26 protein-coding genes and 1 tRNA gene are annotated in these 24,931 nt (G+C 64.4%); 4 read left to right on the top strand and 23 right to left on the bottom strand.

Features of this window, described 5'->3' with window-relative positions; genetic code table 11:
* Positions 1-26 precede the first annotated feature (26 nt).
* The 11 genes from CH276_RS21180 to CH276_RS21130 form a co-directional block, all read right to left on the bottom strand.
* Entirely contained in the window at positions 27-1,310 is a 1,284-nt protein-coding gene (locus CH276_RS21180; protein WP_032393963.1) for an MCE family protein, read from the bottom strand.
* Positions 1,310-2,308: an MCE family protein gene (locus CH276_RS21175; protein ID WP_032393962.1), complete on the bottom strand. Its 999-nt coding sequence runs from the start codon at positions 2,306-2,308 to the stop codon at positions 1,310-1,312. Before CH276_RS21175 ends, CH276_RS21180 begins: the two co-directional genes overlap by 1 nt.
* Complete coding sequence (locus CH276_RS21170) at positions 2,305-3,372, bottom strand: MCE family protein (protein WP_032393961.1); 1,068 nt, start codon at positions 3,370-3,372, stop codon at positions 2,305-2,307. The genes CH276_RS21175 and CH276_RS21170 overlap by 4 nt, the downstream gene beginning before the upstream one ends.
* Positions 3,369-4,724, bottom strand: coding sequence for an MCE family protein (locus CH276_RS21165; RefSeq protein WP_094629501.1), 1,356 nt, complete (start codon positions 4,722-4,724; stop codon positions 3,369-3,371). Before CH276_RS21165 ends, CH276_RS21170 begins: the two co-directional genes overlap by 4 nt.
* Positions 4,721-5,581 (bottom strand): MlaE family ABC transporter permease, encoded by an 861-nt coding sequence (locus tag CH276_RS21160; RefSeq protein WP_027498223.1) that lies wholly within the window; start codon positions 5,579-5,581, stop codon positions 4,721-4,723. Before CH276_RS21160 ends, CH276_RS21165 begins: the two co-directional genes overlap by 4 nt.
* Positions 5,582-5,586: 5 nt before the next feature.
* Positions 5,587-6,381 carry an MlaE family ABC transporter permease gene (locus tag CH276_RS21155; RefSeq protein ID WP_032393959.1) on the bottom strand — a complete coding sequence of 265 codons (795 nt, stop codon included), beginning with the start codon at positions 6,379-6,381 and terminating at the stop codon, positions 5,587-5,589.
* Positions 6,382-6,386: 5 nt separating this feature from the next.
* Positions 6,387-7,571, bottom strand: coding sequence for an ABC transporter ATP-binding protein (locus CH276_RS21150; protein WP_176459366.1), 1,185 nt, complete (start codon positions 7,569-7,571; stop codon positions 6,387-6,389).
* Positions 7,572-8,017: 446 nt separating this feature from the next.
* On the bottom strand, positions 8,018-8,407 hold the full coding sequence (gene rplL, locus CH276_RS21145; protein ID WP_032393957.1) for a 50S ribosomal protein L7/L12: 390 nt from the start codon (positions 8,405-8,407) through the stop codon (positions 8,018-8,020).
* 93 nt (positions 8,408-8,500) lie between these two features.
* Complete coding sequence (rplJ, locus tag CH276_RS21140; protein ID WP_032380459.1) at positions 8,501-9,082, bottom strand: 50S ribosomal protein L10; 582 nt, start codon at positions 9,080-9,082, stop codon at positions 8,501-8,503.
* Positions 9,083-9,421: 339 nt separating this feature from the next.
* Positions 9,422-9,988, bottom strand: coding sequence for a class F sortase (locus CH276_RS21135; protein WP_254924028.1), 567 nt, complete (start codon positions 9,986-9,988; stop codon positions 9,422-9,424).
* A 32-nt stretch (positions 9,989-10,020) separates the two neighbouring features.
* Complete coding sequence (locus CH276_RS21130; protein ID WP_094629500.1) at positions 10,021-10,770, bottom strand: CHRD domain-containing protein; 750 nt, start codon at positions 10,768-10,770, stop codon at positions 10,021-10,023.
* Positions 10,771-10,914: 144 nt separating this feature from the next.
* On the opposite strand from CH276_RS21130, the gene CH276_RS21125 reads away from it, so the two are divergent.
* A complete protein-coding gene (locus CH276_RS21125) occupies positions 10,915-11,448 on the top strand; it encodes an RNA polymerase sigma factor (protein ID WP_045199019.1) in 534 nt (177 codons plus the stop codon).
* Complete coding sequence (locus CH276_RS21120) at positions 11,445-12,185, top strand: hypothetical protein (RefSeq protein ID WP_094629499.1); 741 nt, start codon at positions 11,445-11,447, stop codon at positions 12,183-12,185. The genes CH276_RS21125 and CH276_RS21120 overlap by 4 nt, the downstream gene beginning before the upstream one ends.
* Here CH276_RS21120 and CH276_RS21115 read toward each other — a convergent pair.
* From CH276_RS21115 to CH276_RS21095, 5 genes are read right to left on the bottom strand one after another with little or no spacing between them, the layout of a single operon-like run.
* Positions 12,164-14,404 carry an MMPL family transporter gene (locus CH276_RS21115; protein ID WP_094629498.1) on the bottom strand — a complete coding sequence of 747 codons (2,241 nt, stop codon included), beginning with the start codon at positions 14,402-14,404 and terminating at the stop codon, positions 12,164-12,166. The genes CH276_RS21120 and CH276_RS21115 overlap by 22 nt on opposite strands.
* Complete coding sequence (locus tag CH276_RS21110; protein WP_094629497.1) at positions 14,405-15,559, bottom strand: hypothetical protein; 1,155 nt, start codon at positions 15,557-15,559, stop codon at positions 14,405-14,407.
* Positions 15,556-16,296, bottom strand: coding sequence for a phosphatidylserine decarboxylase (locus CH276_RS21105; protein WP_094629496.1), 741 nt, complete (start codon positions 16,294-16,296; stop codon positions 15,556-15,558). The genes CH276_RS21110 and CH276_RS21105 overlap by 4 nt, the downstream gene beginning before the upstream one ends.
* A complete protein-coding gene (locus tag CH276_RS21100) occupies positions 16,296-16,493 on the bottom strand; it encodes a hypothetical protein (RefSeq protein ID WP_032393950.1) in 198 nt (65 codons plus the stop codon). Before CH276_RS21100 ends, CH276_RS21105 begins: the two co-directional genes overlap by 1 nt.
* Before the next feature lies 1 nt (position 16,494).
* Positions 16,495-17,733, bottom strand: coding sequence for an SDR family oxidoreductase (locus CH276_RS21095; RefSeq protein WP_094629495.1), 1,239 nt, complete (start codon positions 17,731-17,733; stop codon positions 16,495-16,497).
* A 236-nt stretch (positions 17,734-17,969) separates the two neighbouring features.
* Between CH276_RS21095 and CH276_RS21090 the strand changes: the two genes are divergently transcribed.
* Together CH276_RS21090 and CH276_RS21085 are read left to right on the top strand one after the other, a co-directional pair.
* Complete coding sequence (locus CH276_RS21090) at positions 17,970-19,916, top strand: CocE/NonD family hydrolase (protein WP_094689129.1); 1,947 nt, start codon at positions 17,970-17,972, stop codon at positions 19,914-19,916.
* A 10-nt stretch (positions 19,917-19,926) separates the two neighbouring features.
* Positions 19,927-20,832 carry an alpha/beta fold hydrolase gene (locus CH276_RS21085; RefSeq protein ID WP_032393947.1) on the top strand — a complete coding sequence of 302 codons (906 nt, stop codon included), beginning with the start codon at positions 19,927-19,929 and terminating at the stop codon, positions 20,830-20,832.
* A 77-nt stretch (positions 20,833-20,909) separates the two neighbouring features.
* Here CH276_RS21085 and rplA read toward each other — a convergent pair whose 3' ends face one another.
* The 7 genes from rplA to hadA all read right to left on the bottom strand — a co-directional run bounded on the left by rplA (position 20,910) and on the right by hadA (position 24,791).
* Entirely contained in the window at positions 20,910-21,629 is a 720-nt protein-coding gene (rplA, locus tag CH276_RS21080; protein ID WP_027498276.1) for a 50S ribosomal protein L1, read from the bottom strand.
* An 81-nt stretch (positions 21,630-21,710) separates the two neighbouring features.
* Positions 21,711-22,145, bottom strand: coding sequence for a 50S ribosomal protein L11 (rplK, locus tag CH276_RS21075; RefSeq protein ID WP_008713829.1), 435 nt, complete (start codon positions 22,143-22,145; stop codon positions 21,711-21,713).
* A gap of 64 nt (positions 22,146-22,209) precedes the next feature.
* A complete protein-coding gene (gene nusG, locus CH276_RS21070) occupies positions 22,210-23,034 on the bottom strand; it encodes a transcription termination/antitermination protein NusG (RefSeq protein WP_045199006.1) in 825 nt (274 codons plus the stop codon).
* 65 nt (positions 23,035-23,099) lie between these two features.
* Positions 23,100-23,576, bottom strand: coding sequence for a preprotein translocase subunit SecE (secE, locus tag CH276_RS21065; protein WP_094629493.1), 477 nt, complete (start codon positions 23,574-23,576; stop codon positions 23,100-23,102).
* 30 nt (positions 23,577-23,606) lie between these two features.
* Positions 23,607-23,679: transfer RNA gene (locus CH276_RS21060), tRNA-Trp, on the bottom strand.
* A gap of 187 nt (positions 23,680-23,866) precedes the next feature.
* Positions 23,867-24,292, bottom strand: a complete 426-nt coding sequence (gene hadB, locus CH276_RS21055) for a (3R)-hydroxyacyl-ACP dehydratase subunit HadB (protein WP_032393945.1) — start codon at positions 24,290-24,292, stop codon at positions 23,867-23,869.
* Positions 24,279-24,791, bottom strand: a complete 513-nt coding sequence (gene hadA, locus CH276_RS21050; RefSeq protein WP_094629492.1) for a (3R)-hydroxyacyl-ACP dehydratase subunit HadA — start codon at positions 24,789-24,791, stop codon at positions 24,279-24,281. The genes hadB and hadA overlap by 14 nt, the downstream gene beginning before the upstream one ends.
* Positions 24,792-24,931 lie beyond the last annotated feature (140 nt).

Raw genomic sequence — 24,931 nt, 5'->3', positions numbered from 1 at the left:
AGCTCGATTCCGTTTCACAGAGGTTCTCACTGTCCCCCACCTCCGATGTACGACTGCTCCAGTCCGGGCATCGTGCTGTTTCCGAGCCTCGGCGAGACGACGCCGGGAACGGTGCCGGGAACGGACACGTTCTGCTCGATGTCGTTGGTGAGAACACCGAACGGCAGCACGATCCGGTTCTGGTCGGCGATCGGGGCCTGGATCATCGTGGTGATGTTGGCGCACTGATCGATGATCGGCTGGATCTGCGCACCGAGGGCCTCGAAGCGCGGATCGCCGGGAACGAGCTTGCCGAGATCGATGAGCCGGCACACGGTGCCGAGCGGATCCTGCGTCTCGTTCTGGAGGTTGGCGCGCGAGGCGAGCGTGCCTGACTCCGCGTCGTAGGCGTTCACCAGGTTGCTGATGGCCAGCGGCAGCAATGTGAGCGTCTGCACCAGCTGCTCACGTTTGTCGGCGAGCGTCTGAGTCGGAACCACGAGACCGTTTGCGGCATCGGTCAGTTCGGTCCGGTTGTCCGCGACGAACGTCGCCACGTCGCCGAGCGAGACCGACAGCTGTTGAAGCGCAGCTCCCAGGTCCTCGCGCTGGCCCGACAGGAAACCGGTCAGGTCGGCCAACTGGGTGTTGAAGTTGCGTACCTGCTGGTCGTTGACGGCCAGGGCACTGACGAACGTCTGCAGGTTCTTGATCGTGTCGAAGACGTCGGTGCGCGAGTCGCTCAGCGTGCGGCCGGCAGCCGAGAGCTGAGTGATGCTGTCGCCCAACGCTTCACCGTTGCCGTCGAGGTTCGCCGCGCCGGTGTTGACCAGGTCGGTGAGCGCGCCGTCCTTGTTGGCACCGTCGGGACCGAGGGCGGTCGAGAGGTCGTTGATGGACTTGTACAACTCGTCGACCTCGACGGGGGTGGCGGTGCGATCGCGACCGATCGTCGTGCCGTCGGCCATGGTGTCGCCGCCGGTGTAGACGGGCGAGAGCTGGACGTAGCGATCGGCGACGAGCGACGGGCTGACCTGTACGGCCTTCGCGTCGGCCGGAATGTCGATCCCGCGGTCGACACGAAGCACGACCTCGACGTCGTCACCGAGCGGCGTGACGGAGTCGACCGTGCCGACCTTGACGCCCAGCACCCGCACCTCGGAGCCGGAGTAGATGCCGACCGATTTGTCGAAGTACGCGGTGATCTTGGTCGTACCGGCCCTGGTGAACAGCCACCAGCCGGCGACGGCCAACACCAGCGCCACGATCACGACGACGGCGATGAGCGCGAGCTTGTTCTTGTTTCTCGGTGCTGCCTGCGTGTCTGTCATCATTCCCCCGGCAACTTGTCGAGCGAGGGCTGGCGGTAGCCAGGTATCAACGGAACTCCGGGAGGTGTGAGGTTGGCCAGCGTGATGTCGAGCCATCGACCGTTGCCGGTGACGTTCGTGTAGAGCCGAATGAACGGTTCGTACAGCTCGAGCGCGCGGTCGAGGTTGTCGTTGTTGCGCTGCAGGATCTCGATGACGCCGTTGAGCTGCTGCAGCATCGGGTTGATGGTCGCCTCGTTGTCGCGAACGAGACCGGTCAGCTCCTGCGACACGCGCTGCGTGCCGGTGAGCAGCTGCGAGATCGCCTGCTGGCGGTTGTTGAGCTCTTCGAGAAGCGGACCGGCATCGGTGATCAGCTTGTTGAACTGCTCGTTGCGGTCGGCCAACACCTTCGACGTCTCACCGGTGGCCTCGAACAACTTCTTGAGCTCCTCGTCGCGGCTGGCCACGGTCTGCGACAACCGGGTGACGCCGTCGAGCGAGGCACGGATGTTCGGAGGCGTCTCGGAAAACGCCTCGGACAGAGTCCGCATACTCGTCGCGAGCTGATCGGTGTCGATGTCGTTGATGGTCGACGCCGCATCGGAGAACGCGTCGATGACGTCGTACGGGGACGTGGTGCGCTCGAGCGGGATCGGGTCCTTGGGGCTCAGTGTGTCCGGCCCGCTCGGGTCCAGCGCCAGGTACTTCTGTCCCAGCAGGGTCTTGATCGCGATGGCGGCCCGTGACTCGTTACCGACCCAGGCGTCCTGCACCGTGAAGTCCACGAGTACTCGGTCGCCTTCGAGACGCACGTCGGTCACCTTGCCGACCTTGACGCCCGCGATGCGGACCTCGTTCGACGGCTTGAGACCCGCTGCCTCGCTGAACTCGGCGGTGTACACCGAGCCGGCACCGATGATCGGGAGCCGGTCGAGAAAGAAGACCGACATCGTGGCGAGCAGGATGATGGCGATGCCCAGTGCACCGATGGTGGCCGGACTACGACGAGATGTCATTGTTTGATCCCCCCAGCTTTGCAACGCTCTGCCGAGTTCGTGTACAGCGGCTGGTTGACGGTCGGAAGCCCGGTCGGCAGATTCAGGTTCGGCGAGTTACCCGGTCCGGCGACGATGTCGATGCCGCAGAGGTAGAACGTGAACCAGGATCCCTGCTGGGCCGTGCGAATGAGCTTGTCGAGTTTGACGGGCAGATTTCCGAGGACAGCGTCGACGTCGTCGCTGCGGCGGTTGATCGTCTCGGACAGTGTGTTCAACGCAGTCACCGATCCCTGGATCGACGGCCTGGTCGGCTCGAGCAGGTCGGCGGTCGCGTTGGTCAGACCGGCGAGCGAGGTGACGGCCGAGCCGACCACATCACGATCGGCCGACAGACCCGAGACGAGCTGCTGGGTGTTGACGATCAGGCTGTCGAGCTGGCCGTCGTTCTGGTTGACCGTCGCCAGCACGTTGTTGAGATTGGTGATGACCTGGCCGATGACCTGATCCTTGTCGGCGACGGTGTTCGTCAGGGTCGCCGTGTTGGTCACCAACTCGTTGATGGTGCCCGACTCCCCCTGGAACACCTGGATGATCTGGTACGACAGCTTGTTGACGTCGTCGGAGCTGAGCGTGGTGAACAACGGCCGGAAACCGTCGAACAGCGTGGTCAGATTCACCGCAGGCTTGGTCCGCTCCAACGGAATGGTCGCACCTTCGGTGATCTTCTGCCCCTGGTCCCCCGAGCCCTGCTCGATGGCGATGTAGCGCTGACCGACCAGGTTCCTGAACCGGATGGTCGCCGTCGAGCTGGCCGGCAGCCAATCACGACTGCTCAAGGTGAAGTCCACTTTGGCTTCGCGCTCGTTGGCGATCTCGATCGAGTCGACCTGGCCGACGCGAACGCCGGCGATACGAATCTCGTCGCCCTCGTTGAGCGAAGTGACGTCGGTGAAGATCGCCGAGAACTTGGTGCCGCCGCCACCGCTGGAATTGGCGATGGTGAAGGCGAGGGTGGCCGTGGCAAGGATCGTGATCACGGCGAACACGATCAACTTGATGATCGGCGCGAGAAGGCCTCTCATGGCACGGTCACCTCCACTCCCCTCAATGCCGGTGCGCCGATAGCGGCCGCCCACGACGGAATACTGTCCGGTGCAACACCACTCGCCTGTCCGTAGATCACGGCGAGAGTGTCACGCTCGAAGTCCGAGCCCTCGTAACTCGCCGGCTGCGCAGAAGCGGAAACGGCGGGAACGATGGAGCTCTGAGCCGACTTCGGGGGTCCCTGTCCTTCGATCACCTGCGGGCCCGGGTTGCGGGTCGGCACCTGGTAGGAACCGTCGTTGATCGAACCTCCCGGATACTGCGGGAAGAACTCACCCGGTGCAGCAGGCTCGAAGCAGGTGGCTCCGCGATCGTCGAACAAGCGCGGCTCGTCCTGGTTCGGCAAGTAACGGCCCTTCGGGTTGACGAACGATGCGGACACGTTGATGCCGGGGTACTCGTCGCCCTCGCCGAGCACGACCTTGCCGCGCCTGGCACCTTCGGCGAACTGGGTGAACGTGCATCCGAACGTCGGGGAGAACTCGGCCAGCAGCTCGAGGGCTTCCCGCGAGTTCGCGGCCAATCCGATCAGATTCTCGGAGTTGGTCTGGAGGAAGTCCGCGGTGGTGTAGGACGCAGAGGTCAGCGAACCGTACAGCGTCTCCAGGCTGGACTGCCGCTCCACCACGGTGTTGCCCGTCGTGCGCAGGTTGTCCAGTGCCGAGATCAACTCGGGCGCAGCGTCCGCGTACGTCTGGGAGAAGTCGGCGAGCCCGACGAGCGTCTGCTGAATGTTGGGCAGCTCGGTGTTCAGACCGGAGACGACGTTGGTCAGATTGTCGATGGTCTGTCCGAGCTGCTCGCCGCGTCCGCTGAGGCCCTGCGCCAATGACCCGAGAGTGTTGGCCAGATCCTGCGGCGGAATCGCCTGCAGCAGCGGGAGCAGTCCGTCGAGCAACTGCCCGACCTCGATGGCGTTTCCGCTGGTGTCCTGACGCAGGACCGTACCGTCGGTGATCGGCGACGCCGAGTCGTTCTCGGGCACGATCAGCGAGACGTATCGCTCACCGAACAGCGTCTTGGGAAGCAACCGCGCCGTGGCGTTGGACGGAATCAGTGGCGCCTTGTCCGGGTCGATCGCGAGCTGCGAGGTGACCACGCCGTCGACGGTCGATGCCGAGCGCACCTCACCGACGATCATTCCGCGGACCTTGACGTCCGCGTTCATCGGCAGTGCATTGCCGACGGAGTCGGTTTCGAGACTGACGTTCACCACCGACTTGAACGTCTTGTTGTAGGACGTGATGCTCCATCCCAGGAACAGGATGAGCACCAGGAAGAACGCCAAACCGAGCAGTACTCGCTTCAGTCGCGGCGGCGAGTCGATCATCCCGCAACCCTCACTGTGGTGGTCGTGCCCCAGATGGCGAGGCTCAAGAAGAAGTCCAGCACCGCGATCGTGACGATCGCGGTACGAACGGCACGGCCCACTGCGACGCCGACACCGGCAGGTCCGCCGGAGGCGTGGTAGCCGTAATAGCAGTGGATCATGATCAGGACGAAGGCGAAGATCAACACCTTCAGGAACGAATACAACACGTCTTCCGGAGGTAGGAAGAGGTTGAAGTAGTGGTCGTAGGACCCGGTGGACTGCCCGTTGAAGATGGTGCTGATCCCTCGGGACGCGACGTACGACGCCAGCAGTCCGACGATGTAGAGCGGGATGACGGCCACGAAGCCGGCGATCATGCGGGTGGTCACCAGGAACGGCACGCTGGGAACCGCCATCACCTCGAGGGCATCGATCTCCTCCGAGATTCGCATGGCACCGAGCTGGGCCGTGAAGCCACAGCCGACAGTGGCCGACAGCGCGAGTCCGGCGACGATAGGCGCGATCTCACGGGTGTTGACGTATGCGGACAGGAAGCCGGTGAGCACGGAGCTACCGAGCTGCTCGAGTGCGGCGTAACCCTGCAGACCGACGACGATGCCGGTGAAGCCGGACATCATCACGATCACGCCGATGGTTCCGCCGATGACCGCGAGCGCGCCACTGCCGAAGGTGACCTCGGCCAGCAGGCGGAGCACCTCCTTCTTGTAGTGCACAGCGGTCTTGGGAATCCACCCGATGGCCCGAAGGTAGAACGACATCTGCTCGCCGGCGCGGTCGAGCACGTTCAGTGGGGCATTGCCGACGCGCTTGACGCGCATCAGCGTGCGGTCACCGCGACCTCGTGCGATCGTCATCGCGGTTACGCTCCCTTTGCTGGGACGACCTGGAGATACACCAGGGTCAGGATCAGGTTGGCGAAGAAGAGCAGCAGGAACGTGATGACAACCGTCTGGTTCACTGCCTCGCCGACGCCCTTGGGTCCGGGATTGGGATTGAGCCCCTTGTAGGAGGCGATGATGCCCGCGATCAGTCCGAAGATCGCCGCTTTGGCTTCTGCGACATAGAGATCCGGGAGCTGCGCCAGCGCACCGAAGGACGCCAGATACGCACCGGGGGTACCACCCTGGAGGATCACGTTGAAGAAGTATCCGCCTGCGATACCGACGACCGAGACCAGCCCGTTGAGCAACAGTGCGACGAGGATCATCGCGAGCACTCGCGGAACGACGAGACGATGCACGGGGTCGATGCCCAACACCCGCATGGCGTCGATCTCCTCGCGAATGGTGCGCGAGCCGAGGTCGGCCGTGACTGCAGAGCCGGCGGCACCGGCCACCAGCAGCGCGGTCACGATCGGACTGCCCTGCTGAATGACCGCCAGCACACTGGCCGCACCGGTGAACGACTCGGCACCGAGCTGCTTGATCAGCGATCCGGTCTGCAGCGAGACGACCGCGCCGAACGGAATTGCGACGAGCGCCGTCGGCAAGATGGTGACGCTGGCGATGAACCAGGCCTGTTCGATGAACTCTCGAAACTGGAACGGCCTACGAAAGGTGTTTCGGACGACCTCGACGAACAGTTCAACGATATTGCCGGCTTGTGTCAGAGCGGCGTTCGCCGGAGCGAACGCGGACTTCTTCGATCCCGCCATGTCTGCTATTGACCCCGACCTTGAGTCGGAGCCTGGTAGCCCTGCTGGTCGTAACCCTGCTGGTCGTAGCCCTGCTGGTCGTAACCTTGCTGGTTGTACCCCTGCTGGTTGTAGCCCTGCTGGCCATATCCCTGCTGGTCGTACCCCTGCTGGTCGTAGCCCTGCTCGTCGTAGCCCTGCCGGCCTGCGTACACCGGCTGCTGACCCGGATCGGTGGTGTCGAGGCTCTCCTGGATCGCGACCTGCGCGTTGTGCGGCAGGGTGTGCATGATCTGGCGCACCCGTTCCTGCCTACGCCCGACGGCCTGGCGCACAGGAGTGCCGGGGGTGGCCTTCATCTGCGGCACGATGCCTTCGACGTCGTCGACGCCACCGGCGTGATGCCCGGCGTCGACCATGGCCTGCTCCTGCGCCATCTGCGCCTCGTCCTTCTCCTCCGACATACCGATCGGGCCGATCATGGTTCCGTTGAGGAACTGCTTGACCACCGGCTCGTCGCTCGTCAGCAGCACCTCGCGCGGACCGAACATGACCAGCTGGCGACGGAAGAGCATACCGATGTTGTCGGGCACCGTCCGGGCGAGGTTGATGTTGTGCGAGACGATCAGGATCGTGGCATCGATCTCGGCGTTGATGTCGATCAGGGTCTGCGAAATGTAGGTGGTGCGAACGGGATCGAGGCCCGAGTCCGGCTCGTCGACAAGGATGATCTCGGGGTCGAGCACCAGGGCGCGGGCCAGTCCGGCGCGCTTGCGCATACCGCCGGAGATCTCACCGGGCAGCTTGTCCTCGGCACCGAGCAGACCGGTCAGTTCGAGCTTCTCCATCACGATCTTGCGGATGTCGGACTCGGACTTCTTGGTGTGCTCACGCAACGGGAACGCGACATTGTCGTAGAGGTTCATCGAGCCGAACAGTGCGCCGTCCTGGAACAGCACCCCGAACAGCTTGCGGATCTCGTAGAGCTCTCGCGAGGAGCACTGCAGGATGTCGGTTCCGTCGATGAAGATCTTGCCCTGCTCGGGACGCAGGAGACCGATCAGCGACTTCAGGAAGACCGACTTGCCGGTACCGGACGGACCGAGCAGAGCACTGACTTCACCCTTCGGCAGGGTCAACGTCACGTCCTGCCAGATCTTCTGTACCCCGAAAGACTTGGTCAATCCCTCGACCGAAACCTCGACTCCCACGCTGACCTCCACAATTCGTACACATCGACCCAGATGTGGGTTGCGTCACTGTAACCCATGCACGTGTCCGCTCCGACACAGGAGCTTACCGCCCAGTAAGAACTTCCCCGAGTCAGGCTGTAGAGCTTGCATCAGTGTGGCTCATCTCACGCGACACGGACGCCGACTCGCCAGAACTGTGACAAGTCCCTGCGTGAGGAAGCTGTGACACACCACAAAAAATGACGGCCGAAACCCTTCGGAACGCTTCGGACTTCGGCGAGGTCGAGTAAACAGCGGCGCGGAGCGGGTGTCACGCGATCCGGCGGAGTCCGTGACCGATCACAACGACGACTCGGTCGGAGCTGCCGGAAACACAGAAAAGGGACCGCCCCCACCTGAGTGGGAACGGCCCCTCGACTCGCTCTCGAATTCAGAGCGTGAAGTACGACTGCAACGAAGCGGTCTTACTTGACGGAGATCTTCGCGCCGGCAGCTTCCAGCTTCTCCTTGGCAGCATCGGCTGCGTCCTTGGCGACCTTCTCCAGGATTGCCTTCGGAGCGCTCTCGACGAGGTCCTTGGCTTCCTTCAGGCCGAGGCCGGAGACGACCTCACGGACGACCTTGATGACCTGGATCTTCTTGTCGCCGGCCGACTCGAGGACGACGTCGAACTCGTCCTGCTCCTCGGCAGCGTCAGCGCCACCGGCTGCCGGTGCACCGGCAGCGGCGACGGCGACGGGAGCGGCTGCGGTGACCTCGAAGGTCTCCTCGAATGCCTTCACGAACTCGCTGAGCTCGAGGAGGGTGAGCTCCTTGAACTGGTCGAGCAATTCTTCGGTGCTGAGCTTCGCCATGGTGGCGGGTCCTTCCTGTAAGTACCTGGTCGCTGATCCGCGACTGGTGTTCGGTGATGGTGTGGAGCTGAGCTGTTCGCCGATACCAGCGGATCAGCTTTCGGCGGGAGCTTCCGCCGGTGCTTCTGCTTCTGCAGGTGCCTCGGCCGCGGCGGGTGCGCCGGCAGCCTTCTTCTCCTGCAACGCGAACGCCAGACGCGCGAACTGCGATGCGGGAGCGTTGAACAGGCCTGCAGCCTTCGACAAGTTGCCCTTCATGGCGCCGGCAAGCTTGGCCAACAGGATTTCGCGCGACTCGAGGTCTGCGATCTTGTTGATCTCGTCCACGGACAGCGTTGCGCCGTCCATGTAGCCGCCCTTGACGATCAAGGCCTTGTTGTCCTTGGCGAAGGCCTTGATGGCCTTCGCTGCGTCGACCGGCTCGCCCTTGATGAATGCAATGGCGGTCGGTCCGACGAACAAGTCGTCGAGGCCGGTGATGCCGGCCTCGGCTGCTGCGCGCTTGACCAGGGTGTTCTTGGCGACGGAGTACGTGGCACCTTCGCCGAGCGCACGCCGGAGCTGAGTCAGACCGGACACCGAAAGACCACGGTATTCCGTGACGACGGCAGCCGTCGAACCCTTGAACTGTTCGGTGATCTCCGATACTGCTGAGACCTTTTCGGGCTTTGCCATACTTCGCCTCCTCTCGTGGGAAGTTGTGTCGATCGCGAGAGGGCCGGAAAACGACGAACGCCCCGGCGCAAGAAGCACACGGGGCGTGAACGAGCGGGCAGCCACGAGAGCTGCATACAGGTTCCCTACCTCGTTCTCCTGCGTGGGCCGTCCGAAGCGATCTCGGACCTTCAACCGCGCAACTCCCGGAAGTGAATCCTTCGAGAAGGCGGTGACCAACGGTCTTGGGTAGAACTTGATTGGGCGATCAGGGCACGAGTGCGAGCATTCGTGTTCCGGACCGTCGACCAGGCTACAACACGTTCGGTGCCAACTCCAAAACGTTCGGCGTTCGCACCGTCAGATGCGCACCCCGTAGAGAACCAGGTTGCGCTCGTAGCTGCCCACCGCTGCATCGAAGTCACCCGAACAGGTGATGAGCCGAATCTCGTCGGCAGGCACCGCTCCGAAGACCAGTGCGGTCGGGAACTCGGTTTTGCCGTAGTCACCGATCCGATCGATTCGGTACGTGGTTCGGCCACCCGCCTCGTCCTCGACCTCGACGACATCTCCGGTTCCGAGTTCCGAGAGGCGATCGAACACCGCAGGACCGGTCGTCGAGTCGACGTGCCCGGCTATCACCGTCGGACTGCCGATCGCACCGGGTCGGCCACCTCCGGTGAACCACCCGACGTCGTCGTAGTCGGTGGGCACCTGCATCTCCCCCGACTCGGTGAGCCCCAGGCCGATCAACGGCTCGTCGAGACCGATGTCCACGGCGCTCACCCGCGTCGGGGCCGGTGTCACCGAGTCCACTGCGGGCGCAGTCGGGGCAGTGCCCGACAACGGCTGCGAGGACACGGGGATGGCCGGTGGTGACGGCTGCGACGGCTGCGGTGACGGTGAGGAACAGCCCACCACCACCATCACCGCCGCTGCCGCGATCAGAACCGAATATCTCAGCTCCGCACCTCACGTCGAGCCGCGAACGTCACGCCCGCGACGACCATCGCACCCAGAGCCACTGCACCGACGACGGGCAGCACCGAGCTCGACGCCGAATCGGCCGCCGCGAGCGACGATCCACCGCCTCCGGTCGCAACGGACCCGACCGGAATCTGGGTGAGCTGGCCGCGCACCGCTCCCGCCGAGAAATCGACGGTGTGAGTGTCGGCGGCGAAGGCCGCGGGATCGGCTTCGATCCGATCGAGCGTGAATCCGGCACCGCTGTCGGCGGTGGCGCCGGCCGGAGTGAGCCCGGTGGTGAACGGTCCCTGCATGCAGCCGCTGCTGGTGCGTGGGCCGTCGCCGATGGGCGTCGGGTTCGGGAATGCCAGACGCGGAGGTCCTGCTGCGCCCGCCGCAGCCTGGTGAATGTGCGTGGCGGTCTTGGCCGGGCTCATGTAGTCGCCGGTGACACCTTCGAGCGCAATGTCGTAGCAGACGATGTCGAGGTCGGAGTTGATGCGCAGCGTGAAGGTACCCATCGCGCCGGGCTGCCCCGGAGTGGTGACGCCCTCACCGTTGAGCACCTGGTCGGGAGTGGCCATGGCCGTGAACGCGCTGGTGAACGAATCCGGTTCGGCGACAGGCGTATCGGCACCGGCCGGGGCAGCGGCGAACAGCATCAGGGCCGCGGTACCACCGACGAGCGCTGTGGCGGTGGATCGGATCGACGTGGCCGGGCGTGGAATCGAGCGTCTGGTCATCTCGTGTGCCTTCCGTGGGAGTATCGGGCAAGCGAGCCCGTGCAAGGTGTACGAGTGCCGATGCCAGAATGTTCAAAGCTCGGTAAAGAAATATTCTCCGCCCTCGTCGTGAACGTTCGAGGGTCCACCGACGTATCCACTGTCATGAGCATCGGGAGCGTGATCGAACTGGACTTCGACGTCGCTGCCGCGTACGACGAGCACGCGTCGGCCATGCTCGGGTTCGCCGTCAACGCTCTGCGCGACAGAACTCTGGCCGAGGATTGCGTTCAGGAGACCTTCTTTCGGGCATGGCGAGCGCGATCCCGATTCGAGCCGAGGCGCGGGTCGCTGCGAACGTGGTTGTTCGCCATCGAACGCAATGTGATCGTCGATGTGCAACGGTCGCTGACCAGGATGCCGATGCCGGCGTCGGACCGGATCGAGGACATCGATCGGGGGTCGGGTGGGGTCACGCGTGACACCAGTCCCGACGTCGACGAGCGGCTCCGAATCGTCGCCGCACTCGCCCTGCTCTCCCCCGAGCATCGGCAGGTCGTCGTCGCAGTGCACCTCGGCGGCAGCACCTACGCCGAACTCTCGGAATCGACCGGAGTTGCCGTACGAACACTGCGCACCCGCACCTTCTATGCACTGCGGGCCCTACGAGACCACCTCGACGGACAGGAGGAATCATGAGCGCATCACCCGATCGCCGAGCCGAGTTGATCGCCGCTGCCGTCGGCGACGATCTCGACGACGCCGAAGCCGCCGAACTGCGCGAACTCGCTGCGGCGGACCCCACGATCGACACCGAGATCGCCGAATTGCGCGAGATGACGGACATCCTGGGCCGCCGTGGACCAACCGAGCCCTGGCTCGAATCCGCGACGCCACCCGACCTGCGCGAGCGAATCCTCGTCGCAACGGGCCGCTCCCCGCGAGAGGGATCCGGATCGCCGCGATTCGGTATGCAGCGATTCGGTGTGCAGCGCAGATCGGCAGGTCTGGCCGCTGCGGCCGCGATCGTGGGGGTGGTGGTCGGCGGTGGGGCCGTGCTCGGGGTGGACGCCTACCGCCAGCCCGCGGATCCACCCACCGCGATCACCGGTCCACCCGGAACCCTCGGCGCGTACGAGGAAGTCGCGTTCACGACGAGTGCGCCGAGCGTCGACGTATCAGGAGGTCTGGTCGCCCACACCTGGGGCACCGAGACCGTTCTGGAGATGGAGGGCATCTCCGATCGTGGACCGTACGAGGTGGTTCTCGTCGACCGGTCGGGTGTCGAGCGCCCGTCCGGCACGTTTCTCGGTAGTGACATCACCATCGAGTGCAGCATGAACGCCGCGGTACTGCGCCAGGACGTGACCGACATCGAGATCCGCTCGGCCGGCGGCGAAATCCTGGCGAGCGCTCAGCTGCCGACGGCCTCGTAGCGCCCGGAGTCGACTCTCCTGCGGTTCGACCCGGGCCACCAGTTCCGCTCACCGAAGAGCTTCATCATCGCGGGCACCATCATCATCCGCACCAGCACCGCGTCGAACAGCACTGCAATGGCGAGAGCGAAGCCGAACTGTTTGAGCTCGAGAACGTCGGCGGTGAGGAAGCTGGCGAACACGGCGATCATGATCGCGGCGGCGGCCGTGATCGGCCTGGCGGTGTGCTCGATGCCGTCGACGACGGCCACGTCGTTGCTCGCTCCCCGCACGAACACCTCACGCATGCGGCCGATGAGGAACACCTCGTAGTCCATCGACAGGCCGAAGACCACCGCGAACACCGTCACCGGTAGATACACCTGGATGTAGCCCGGGCTCTCGAAGCCGAGAAGGCTCGACCCCCAACCCCATTGGAAGACGGCGACGGTCGCACCCAACGCTGCTCCGGTGACGAGCAGGTTCATGGCGACCGCCTTGAGCGGAATCACCACGCTGCGGAAGACGACTGCCAAGTACACGAGCGAGAAGGCGAGAACAGCGGCGACGACCCAGGCGAACTTGCCCGAGATCTCGTCGGAGGCGTCGACCACCAGTGCGGTGGTGCCACCCACGGAGACGCTCGTGCCGTCCGTCTCGCCCGCAGCGACCGCCTGCTCACGCAGGGATCCGACGAGATCGGAGGCCTGAGTCGAGTCGATCGGCACCGACGGAACCACGATCAGCAGCGACCGCCCGGCCTCCGGCTGCGCCAAAGCGTAGGCGACGCGATCGTCCCCGCGCACGGAGTCGGCGAAGGCGTTGACGGTGGCCATCTGCTGCGGTTCCAACGGACTGTCGTTATCACCCGTGAACACGATGGTGATGGGTGAGATGGTCCCGGGCGCGAACTTCTCGGTCAGGACCGTGTTGGCCCGTCCCGACGGTTCGGCGCTCAGCGCTTCGGCACCGAGGTCGACACCGTACGAGATGGAACCGATGGGAATCAGGCAGACGAGGAGGACCGCGGCCGACGCGGCCGTGTAACGCGACGGGCGCTCGATGACGTGCTGCGCCCATCTCGACCACCACGTGGGCACCGCGGCGTCGTGCTCGTCGACCGACGGGGGTTGGAATCTGCGCGGCAGCGACCAGGCTCCGATGCGCGTGCCCAGTACCGCGAGAATCGCCGGCAGCAGGGTCCAGGCGACCACGACCACGGTGGCGATGGTGAGTGCGACGACCAACGAGATGCTGCGTACCGCGGGGACATCGACGATGGCCAGGGCTCCGAGTGCGATCAACACGACCAGTCCGGAGATGACGATGGTGTGCCCGGCGGTACCCATGGCCGCCCCGACGGCGCGCTCCGTCCGGTCCGGATCGTCCGAGGGTCCGGCTCGCCCGATCTCCTCCCGGAATCGACTGACGATGAACAGCGCGTAGTCGATTCCCAGACCCAGACCGAACATCGCCGCGACGGTGGTGACGAGAACGTCGAACGTCATCACGTTGGACAACAGCGCGAACATTCCGAATGCCGCCAGCACGCCGATGCCGGTGGAGACCAACGGCACGATGCCTGCGACCACCGACCCCACCGCCAGGATCAAAACCACGAAAGCGATGGGAAGACCGATGCTCTCGGCCCGTACGGCATCCTCGGATTCGACGCGGGTGAGATCGACCGTCATCGGGGAATACCCCGTCACCGCCACCTCGACGCCGTCGCCGGATGCCGCGTCGATCATCTCCTGCACGCGTTCTGCGACCGCGATCCGATCGCTCGCCTCTCCGCCGATACCGACGAACGCCAGCGCCGACGTGCCGTCCTGCGAAATCGTCGGGACGAAGCCCGCGGTCTCGTAGGGGTCGACGACCCGCAGCACGTCCGGGGACTGCCGGAGCCGACCCACGACCTCCCCCACTCGCTCACGGAACGCCGGGTCGGATGTGTTCACCGATTCGGAGGTGAACGTGACGACGAGTTGTTCCGAGCCGAACGACTCGAAGTGGCGCTCGATCAGATCGTCGGCCCGGCTCGATTCGGTGCCCGGCACCGAGAAGTTGGCTCCGACCAGCGAATTCTGCAGCGCCGGATACAGAACCGCCGATCCCACCGCCAGCAGCGTCCAGATCGCCAGCACCACCCAACGCCGACGCGCCACGAGCCGACCCCACCGGTCGCCGATGTTTCCCCTCGTCACCTGCGGGTCGAATCGCGAGATCGTGTCGGTCATCTACGTCAACTCCCGGCTGAAGATGCGGTAGGTGCGATGCGGAGCGAGCTTCGTTCGGGTCAGGACCGAGCCCCTCATCCACGGACTGTCGTCGAGCACAGGAGCCGCTTCGACGCGAGTGAACCCGAGGTCGCGCATGCGCACCGACATCTCCATGATCAGCAGGGAGGACACGGCTCGATCGGGGCAATCGGGATCGACGAACAGCATGTCCACCCGCACGCCGTCGATGACCTCGGTTCGACCCGGACGCTTGACGTGCCACAGCGTCACCAGGTCTCGCGCCCAGCGAGACTTCAGGTGCGCCGCCTTCGCGGCGGCCTGATTGACGTCCGGGATTCCCATCAGGAAGCCGACGGGCTTGCCGTCGAGTTCGGCCAGCAGGGTCAGCCTGCGGTCGATGACCGGAAGCATCATCTTGAGCAACTCGAACAGCTCGGTGTAGGACAGCGGCGAAAAGCCCCAGAAGTTCACGAACGTCTTGTTGTAAAGGTCCCGCACGATGCGCGCGTCGCGCCGCAGCGTCCGGTACTTCATCGAGCGGAACGTCACCTCGGATCGCGCCTTGATCTTCTCGAAGATCTGCATGTGCCGCGCGTATTTGGGGTCGTTGTAGATGATGCACGGGTCGTCGAAGAGGTAGCTGTAGAAGTCCTTGACCGCCATCAGACCCCACTTCTCGAAGTGGGCGGCGTAGTAGTGCGGATTGTGCGGCATCCCCACCAGCGGCAGTGCCGGGGTCTCGTCGACGACGATGCCTGCGCTGTAGAACATCGACGGCCCGAACGGTCCGGAGATGGTCGCGAGCCCGCGAGCCGAAAGCCATTGCGCCGCAGCGTCGAGCAATGCTCTCGCGACGTCGTGATCGTCGACGGCCTCGTAGAAGCCGAAGAAGCCGATCGACTCCCCCGTGTACTCGGTGAACGACAGGTCGTGGATGGCCACGACGCGACCGACGGCGATTCCGTTCTCGCGCGCCAGGAATGCTTTCGTGATGCGAGTGGCGGCGACCGAGGACGGCGGTGCGATGAGCACTCGACGCAGGTCTATCGACTCGTCGGGAAGGCGGTGCGGATCGCCTTGGTAGACCAGGTCGGAGACGGCCTCGAACTCGCGCCAGCCTGCTTTGCCGTCGACCTCTTCGATCGTGATCATCGTTCCTCTTCGTTCTGTTGACTGCCGTCGACGAGGATCGGTGAACGGGCCACCGTCGTCTCCCCGGCGAACACGTAATTGCCTGGCCGGACGGTGATCTCGTCGACGAGTGCGTCCGGCACGAACACATCGCACTGAGAACCGAAGCGGATCATCCCGTACTGCTCGCCGCGTTCGACGGTGTCACCGACGGCGACGTGCGCGACGATGCGGTCGACCCAGAGATCGGCAATCTGCGTCACCGTCACCACGGCACCGGACTCGTGCTCGATCGAGATGGTGAGCCGCTCGTTGGTGAGCAGGTAGTCGCAGCCCTCGTCGTACGGAGTGCGTCGGGTCAACAGGTTCGCGCCGACCCTGGCCATCGACTTGTTGAACGGTGCAGCCGACCGGTGGCGACGCATGCCGACGGTGCCCGCAACCGGAATTCGATTGCGGTGCACCGAGTATTCGGACATGTAGATCCCGATCAGGTAACCGCTGTCGGTCGAGCTGACTCCGGCGATCTCGTCGAGAACGATCGTCCGCCCCTTCTTGACGGCGAACGCGGTACTGCCCGCCTCCACGCGTTTGACGTACGTGACGAACCCATCGGCCGGCGCGACCACCGACCGCGGATCGGCGGGCGGTTCGCGGTGCGGATCACGGAAGAAGAACCGCGTTCGCCAGTACACGAACAGCCCGAACGGAGCTGCCGGCACCACGGCGAGGCCGAGTGTCCACCGAATCCACGACATCAGCTGTGCCGCTGTTCGTCGACGCTCTCCGACCAGGTCACGAAGGCATCGGCCGCCCGGATCCGCACCGAGGCGGGCAGCAGCCCGATCAGCCCGCACACCACGTAGAACCCGAGCGAGAGAACGCCGTTGGTCACCTCACGGCCGATGGGTACGTCCCGTAGGCGCACCGAGGTGGGTTCGAATCCCTCCGACACGTCAGTTGACGGCGGCGGGCGTGAGCGTCTTGAGCTGTGCTTTGTCGAAGTAGAGCTCGAAGAGGCGACGGTGATCGCACCACGAGATGTCGTGGTCGACCGGCAGGATGGCCTCGGGCTTGTGCACCAGGCGCATGAGCTTGTCGATGTTGTCGGCCAGCATCGTCTCGGCGAACCGAGGTGAGATGCGTACGCTGACGCGCTCCTTGAACTCGTCCCAGCTCACCAGATCGAGCCCCAACAGTTCGGCATAGAGATCGTGACCGTAGCCGGTGGGATTGCTCGGCAACAGCCTCGTCAGAGGATGACCGCGCAGCGAGTTGCTCGCCATCACGTCACACATCACGTCGACGGGGACGTAGTTCATGCCAGGGCCGTCCCAGATGGCACCGGCAGCGATCGCCAGTTCGATGATCCGCCAGAAACTGTAGACCCGGCCAGGATCACGCCCGAGTTCGGTGCTGCCGAGGATGTAGGGGGCTTCGCACAGGGTGACGGAGTAGGTGTCCGACATCGACAGCCAGCCCAGCAGCGTTGCGTTGACCCACTTCATCTGCGCGTATCCGGAGTACCACCACGAATCGGGACGACGGAAGTCCTCGGGCTTCTGGTACAGGTGGGCACCGATACTTCCCACGTACGTCAGGTGCTTACGGGTGGAGGTGATGCTGAATTCGAGGATGCGCAGCACGCTGACGAACCAGTCGTCGCGCAGCTCGGCGTAGCTCTCGGTGTAGTCGGTCGAACTGGCGCAGTTGAAGATCTGCCCCACTCCGGCAGCCAGGTCGTAGTAGGCGGCCTTGTCCAGACCGAACCGGAACTTCGTCGGCGTGCCCTCGACGATGCGGATCTTGCCGGCGTCCACCACGATCTCGTACTGATCGAACGTGCGCTGCAGACGCTCGACAGCCGTCTCTTCCTCGGTGGAACGAACCATCGCGTAGACGACCTCGACGGCGGAATCACGAGTGAGGCGGCCGATCAGGTGAGCACCGAGAAAGCCGTTGGCTCCGAACACGAGTGCGGTATCGGTGCGCGGCGCTGCCATGTCTGCCACCCGTCTGCGAGTGTCCTCGTCGACGAACGGTCGCAGCGCCGTCGGATCGCCGTTGCTCAGAGCAACGACGTCGGCGTACTTCCCGGCGAACCGTAGCCCCGGGCATTCGTTGGTGATCAAAGCGTCTGCGTGCGGCCAGATCGGACGCAACGATCCGTCTCCGAACAGTGCTTCTACGTGCATTCGTGCTCCCCTGCAACGGTCGGTGTCCCACATCACTCGGACGGGCAGACGTTAGCAATGACGGAGCCGGACAACCGGATGACCGAGAAAGTCTGGTATAGCCCACAGTGACGCTCAACTGCCGTTGAGAGGATTCCCAACAAGACACAGAAAGTTGGCGTTCTGATTGGTACGCGTTACGACCGAAACGCGTTATGCAGGACAAGATGGGTCGTTCGAAGGTCTAATCGGTCTTCATGACTGCCGTAGAGCCACACCCCCTCCTGCAACCCGTACGCGATCCGAGCGGCGGGGACGCTGCGGCTGCATGGGCGGCGATCGTGCGCGAGGAGCCGCGCTACCCGAGAGTGTCGGTCGCGGCGAACGTCCGCATTCCGATGAGCGATGGAACTGTGCTGCGCGCATACGTCTTTCGCCCCGCGGACGCGTCGGGACGGGCGGTGGAGGGCGCGTTTCCCACCGTCCTGAACCTCACGCCCTACAACAAGCTGCTGATCAAGGGCATCGACACCATCCTCGAGACCCCGGTTCTGGGTCGTGCGATCCGAGCTTTCTCGTCCGCGTTCGACCTGACCGGAACCAGGTTCGACGGCATCACCGAGCTCACCCGGGTGGTAGCGGGCGGGGCGGCCGACCTGCTCTCGGTCAACCGTCATCTCGTGCGCAGCGGGTACGTGCAGATGATCGTCGACGTCCGCGGCACCGGAAGTTCCTCGGGCACCTGGGACGTGCTCGGCCGCCGGGAACAGCTCGACTCGCTCGAGGTGATCGAATGGGCCCGACGCACGAAATGGTGCAACGGCAGAATCGGGATGGCCGGAATCTCGTACTCCGCCATCAACGCCCTGCAGGCCGCAGCCAAGCAGCCTGCAGGCCTCGACGCGGTGTTCGCGGTCGAGGGGTCGGTGGACATCGTGCGCGAGATCTTCGCCACCGGAGGTGCCACCTCGGCGTTCATTCCGCTGTGGCTCGCGGCCGTCAACGGGCTCAAATGGGCACCTGCGATCGGCGGAATCGACCCGCTCGCCTGGCTCCGCGATCGCGCTCGATCCCCGGCCACGAATCTGCTCGACCTGGCCAAAGGCTTTGTCTCGGGCGGAGACCCGCGAATCTACGACAACGAGTACTACGACACCATCGATGCCGTCATCGAAGACATCGCGGCACCGACATTTCTGTACGGCTGCTGGCACGACATCTTCGGCGGGTCCGCACCCGACATCTACAACCGCCTCCCTCTCGAACGCGGATACAAGCAGCTGCTCGTCGGCGACGGATACCACGGCAACCCGGGAATCGGGTTCGGCGAGCCGGGCTTTCCACCTCGCCTGGACGTACTCGAACGCGCTTGGTTCGACAAGTGGCTGCGCGACGTCGACAACGGAATCGAGAACTACGGCCCCGTCACCCTGCGTCAGCAGGGCGGCAATTGGACTGCGCACGGGCGCTTTCCGGCTCCCCAGGCGCAACCGCGCCGGCTCTACCTGTCGGCAGCGGCATCGGGCACCGCGCCCCACGCCGTCGCCGACGGCAGCCTCACCGGCCTGCCGAGCGCCGAGTCCGATGTCCTGACGGTGCGCCCCTCGCTGCGAGCCGTCGTATCTCGGGACACCACACAGGTTCTCGCCGGTGTGACGGCAGTCCTGGGCGGCGGCTTCACCTACGACAATCGATTCGCCGAGGGCGGCGCAGTCACCTTCACCACCGCGCCTGCCGAGTCGGACACCGTGCTGTCCGGCCCCATGAATCTGCATGTGCGCGTCGTCTGCCATGCGCCGGAAGCGATGTGGGCCGTCATGGTCTGCGACGTCTCCCCGAGCGGCCGGTCGATCGTGCTGAGCAACGGTGCCCTGCTCGCCTCACGCCGTGCCGTCGACGACGAACGCTCACTGTTCGCTCCGAACGGCGATTACACCCGCCCGTACCATCCGCTCACCGAGGCAGCGCTGCTCCCGGTGCCCGTCGGCAGACCCATCGAACTCGACATCGACATCCTCACCACCGAAGCCGTTATCGCATCCGGCCACCGCCTCCGCGTGAGCGTATTCGCCACCGACACACCGCGGTTCATCCCGATTCTGCCGGATCTGGTGCGTACGCGTCTGCGCCGACAGGACATCGACATCGACCCGGACGATCCGAGCTACCTGGTGGTGCCGGTACTCGGTGAGCCAGGCTGGTAGGAACGAGACCATGAGAATCGAACAAGGTGTCGCGCCGACGAACTCCGTCGAGATCGCATACGAGGACATGGGGTCGACCGACGATCCCGCAGTGCTGCTCATCATGGGCCTGTCCGCGCAATTGACGTTGTGGCCCATGGACTTCTGCACCCGTCTCGTCGACGCCGGCTACCGGGTGATCCGCATCGACAACCGCGATATCGGGTTGTCCACCAAGATGACCGGGCAGAAGGTACGAGGTTCCCAGATCCTTCGGCTGATCCGGCACGAGTTCGGGATGTCCTCGGACGTGCCGTACACGATCACGGACATGGCGGCCGACGCCGTCGGCGTGCTGGACCATCTCGACATCGACTCGGCGCACGTCGTCGGTGCCTCCATGGGCGGAATGATCACCCAGGTGTTCGCCGGAAGTTATCCCGACCGAACGAAGTCTGTCGGCATCCTCTTCTCGAGCACCAACGAGCCGTTCCTTCCGCCGCCCGACCCACGCGCTCTGCTGCCGCTCATCGGCGGCGTCGGGAAGGACGCCACCAAGGACGAGATCATCGCGCACTCGGCGAAGACGCTCGCCGCGATCGGCTCCCCCGGCTACCGCACTCCGCCCGAAGAGCAGCTCGAGATCGCACAGGTGATGTACGAGCGGAACTACAACCCGTCCGGTGTCGTCCGGCAGATGGCCGCCATCACCGGCACCGGCAGTCTGCGGCCGTACGCGAAGAAGATCACCGCACCCACCACGGTCATCCACGGCACCGCGGACAAACTGGTGCGACCGTCGGGCGGCAAGGCCATCGCCCGTGCCGTCCCCGGGGCCGAGTTGACGCTGATCGACGGCATGGCCCACGACCTGCCCGCAGCACTGCTGGACCGCATCGCCGGGATCATCCTGGCCAATTTCGCGCGAGCTGCGTAGCACCACGGACCTCATCACGCAACGAAGGCCGGCACCCGATGAATCGGTGCCGGCCTTCGTGATGATGCTGAACTGATTTACGCGTTCGCGTCGTCCTCGAGGAGGTTGCGCGTGCGGTTCGGATCGACCTGGACGCCGGGTCCGGTGGTGGTCGAGACGGTGACCTTCTTGACGTAACGACCCTTGGCCGACGACGGCTTCGCACGCAGGATCTCGTCCAGCGCAGCGCCGTAGTTCTCCACCAGCTTGGTCTCGTCGAACGAGGCCTTGCCGATGACGAAGTGCAGGTTGGCCTGCTTGTCGACGCGGAAGTTGATCTTGCCGCCCTTGATGTCGTTGACGGCCTTGGTCACATCGTTGGTGACCGTGCCCGTCTTCGGGTTCGGCATCAGGCCACGCGGTCCGAGGACACGGGCGATACGGCCGACCTTGGCCATCTGATCCGGGGTGGCGATCGCGGCGTCGAAGTCCAGGAATCCGCCCTGGATGCGCTCGATCAGATCTTCTGCGCCGACGACGTCGGCTCCTGCTGCCTCGGCCTCTGCAGCCTTCTCACCAGCGGCGAAAACAATAACCCGAGCGGTCTTGCCGGTGCCGTGGGGAAGGTTGACGGTGCCGCGCACCATCTGGTCGGCCTTGCGAGGGTCGACGCCGAGACGCACTGCGACCTCGACGGTGGGGTCGAACTTGCTCGACGCGGTCTCCTTGGCCAGCTTCGCGGCTTCGAGAGGCGAGTAGAGGTTGTCCTGGTCGATCTTTGCGGCCTGCTCGAGGTAGGCCTTGCTGCGCTTTGCCATGTCTTACTGTCCTTCGTTCGAGTTCAGTGTGGTTGACGAGCCTGGCCGGCTCTCCCACGTGTCTTGCTTGACGGCTGAGAATCAGCCTTCGACGGTGATGCCCATCGAGCGAGCAGTGCCGGCGATGATCTTCGCGGCCTGATCGATGTCGTTGGCGTTGAGGTCTTCCTGCTTGGTCTTGGCGATCTCGCGCACCTGGTCCATGGTCACCTTGGCGACCTTGGTCTTGTGCGGCTCGCCGGAGCCCTTCGCCACGCCTGCGGCCTTGAGCAGCAGCTTGGCAGCGGGGGGAGTCTTCAGCTTGAAGTCGAACGTGCGGTCTTCGTAGACCGAGATCTCGACCGGCACGACGTTGCCGCGCTGCGACTCGGTCGCGGCGTTGTACGCCTTGCAGAACTCCATGATGTTGACGCCGTGCTGGCCCAGCGCGGGGCCGACGGGCGGTGCCGGGTTGGCGGCACCGGCCTGGATCTGAAGCTTGATGATCCCGGCTAGCTTCTTCTTCTTCGGGGGCATTTCTTTTTCCTTGTATTCGCTCGGGTTTCTTGCGGTTGCTACTGCAAGTCTGTGTGCTCGGCTACTAGATCTTGGAGACCTGCGTGAAGCCGAGCTCGACCGGTGTCTCACGGCCGAAGATCGATACCAGCACCTTGAGCTTCTGCTGCTCGGCGTTGACCTCGCTGATGCTGGCGGGGAGGGTGGCGAACGGGCCGTCCATGACAGTGACCGACTCGCCGACCTCGAAGTCGACCTCGATGGCCGGCTTCGACGTGGTGTCGCCGCCCTGATCGGTTGCGCCTGCGGTCGCTTTCGCGTCCTTCTTGGCACCTTCCTGCGGCATCAGGAACTTGACGACCTCGTTGATGGTCAACGGTGACGGCCGCGAGGTGGCACCGACGAAGCCGGTGACGCCCGGCGTGTTGCGGACCGCTCCCCAGGACTCGTCGTTGAGCTCCATGCGAACGAGAATGTAGCCGGGCAGAACCTTGCGGTTGACCTGCTTGCGCTGACCGTTCTTGATCTCGGTGACCTCTTCGGTGGGAACTTCCACCTGGAAGATGTAGTCACCGACGTCGAGGTTCTGCACGCGGGTCTCGAGGTTCGCCTTGACCTTGTTCTCGTATCCGGCGTACGAGTGGATGACGTACCAGTCACCGGGAGCGCGGCGCAGTGCCGCCTTCATCTCGGCAACGGGATCCTCGGGCTCGGCTGTCACATCTGCGTCGGCAGTCTCGCCGTCTTCGGCGGGGACGTCCTCACCGGCGGCAGCGGCAACATCGGCCTTGATTGCTTCGTCGGTCTCGCGGTCCTGAGCGGCCTGCTCCGCTTCGAGGCCCTGCTTGGTCGCCTCGACATCGGCGTCGAATGCGGCCACTTCGGTGGCGTCGTTGTGCGGCGTGCTCACGTCAGCACCCTTTCTCTAGTTTCCTGCTCGGTTCGATCGTCGATGGGTCACGCAGCTGCGATCGGTCAGCCGAACAGCCAGCCGACGCCCTGGATGAAGAGCACGTCGAGGCCACTGATGTACGCGACCATGAACGTCAGGAAGACGAGCACGACGGTGGTGTAGGTGACCATCTGCTTCTTGTTCGGCCAGATGACCTTGCGAAGCTCGGCGACGACCTCACGGAAGAACTGCAACAGACGCAGAAACACGTTCGGCCGCTTGTCGGCTTTGACCTTGCCCGATCGAGTCCTACCGGTCTTGACCCTCGCCGGCGTGGTGGTCGCGGCCGGAGCCTTGGACATCGACACGCCCGCAGCGCTGCCGCGGGACCTGCTGGTCGATCGCTTGCCGGTGGGCACCACGGCGTCTGCAGCGGATGCACCGGCAGTGGTATCAGCATCGGAAGGACGGCCCTCGGAGCCAGGTGCGACGTCGTCTGAAGCCGAAGAGTTCTCGAACTCCTCCGATCGACCGTCGCGCTTACCGCGCTCCTCGCTCACGTCGTTCCTCTCAGTTGCTGACACCTTGGGCAGGGGCGACAGGACTTGAACCTGCAACCTACGGTTTTGGAGACCGTTGCTCTACCAATTGAGCTACGCCCCTTCGGCCGAAACTTCTCGGCCGCTCTGGTGTCCATTCGGCCGGTCACTGTCCGCACTACCTCTGGAAGAGGACGCGGGCAGCGCAGAGCGCCGAATTACCCCAGAAATCTCAGTGTACTGCACACCCTTCGGAACAGATAAATCCCGTCGTCCCGGCCGTGAACGAGCTCGACCGGACCGACCCGTGCTCAGGCCAAGCGCACCGTTGCGGTGGCTCGCCCGAAGATCTTCTTGCCGGCGGACTTCGCGACGATGGCGACGGTCGCGGTTCGCGTCTCGGCGTCGGTTGCCTTGATCTTGCCGGTGAACTCCACCGACGCAGGCGAATCGACCGGGACGAGCACCGCACTGGTGAAGCGCACGTTGTACTCGGTGACCGCACCCGGGTCGCCGAGCCACGAGGTGACGAAACCGGCACCGAGACCCATCGTCAACATCCCGTGAGCGATGACGTCGTCCAATCCGGCCAATTCGACGACTTCGTCGCTCCAGTGGATCGGGTTGGGATCGCCGGACACGCCCGCGTAGTTCACCAGGTCACCGCGGGTGAGCGACACGACGCGCTCGGGAAGCTCGTCGCCGACCGACACGTCGTCGAAGTTACGAAGCGCCATGCCTGATCACTTCCTTCACCGCATGGGCGATGTTCTCGTCGATCTCACCGCCGGTACGCGCCACGATGGTCGTCCAGGTCGTCTGAACGAGATCGCCGTTCTGATCGGTGATGATGTTCTTGGTGGTCATGATGTCGCTGCCGCTCATCTGCCGGAACGACTCGAGATACACGTCGCAGAAGATTCGATCGCCCACCTGGAGCGGGCGATGGAATTCCAGCCTCTGATCGGTCTGCAGAATCTGACTCGGGTCGTATCCCGTGATGACCTCTTGCAACATCCGAGTCTGCGACATGATTCCGAGCAGCGAAACGAAGGTCAAGGGCGCGATGAGACCGTCGTAGCCGAGGCCCCTCGCTGCGTCCTCGTCGTGATGCGCGGGATGAAAATCCTGGACGGCACGCGCATACTCACGAACCTTCTCGCGGCCGACCTCGTAGAAGTCGTCGACGCGGAAATGAGAACCGACCATGGACGCCGCGTGAGCGGACGCATCCATGGCCGGGACGTCGTGCTGAGCTTGTGACACGGAAAGACAACCTTTTCTACCCTGGACGCAAGAGCCGTTAGGGGGAAAAGTGTGTCCTAACGCCGGGCGCCGACTGGTGAACGGATCTGCGAACCAGCGAGCCGAGCGGA

The organism is Rhodococcus sp. 06-470-2 (assembly GCF_002258235.1).
Classification (GTDB): domain Bacteria; phylum Actinomycetota; class Actinomycetes; order Mycobacteriales; family Mycobacteriaceae; genus Rhodococcoides.
The sequence above is the reverse complement of the archived record's forward strand: the minus strand, read 5'-3'. Positions and strand labels throughout refer to the sequence as shown.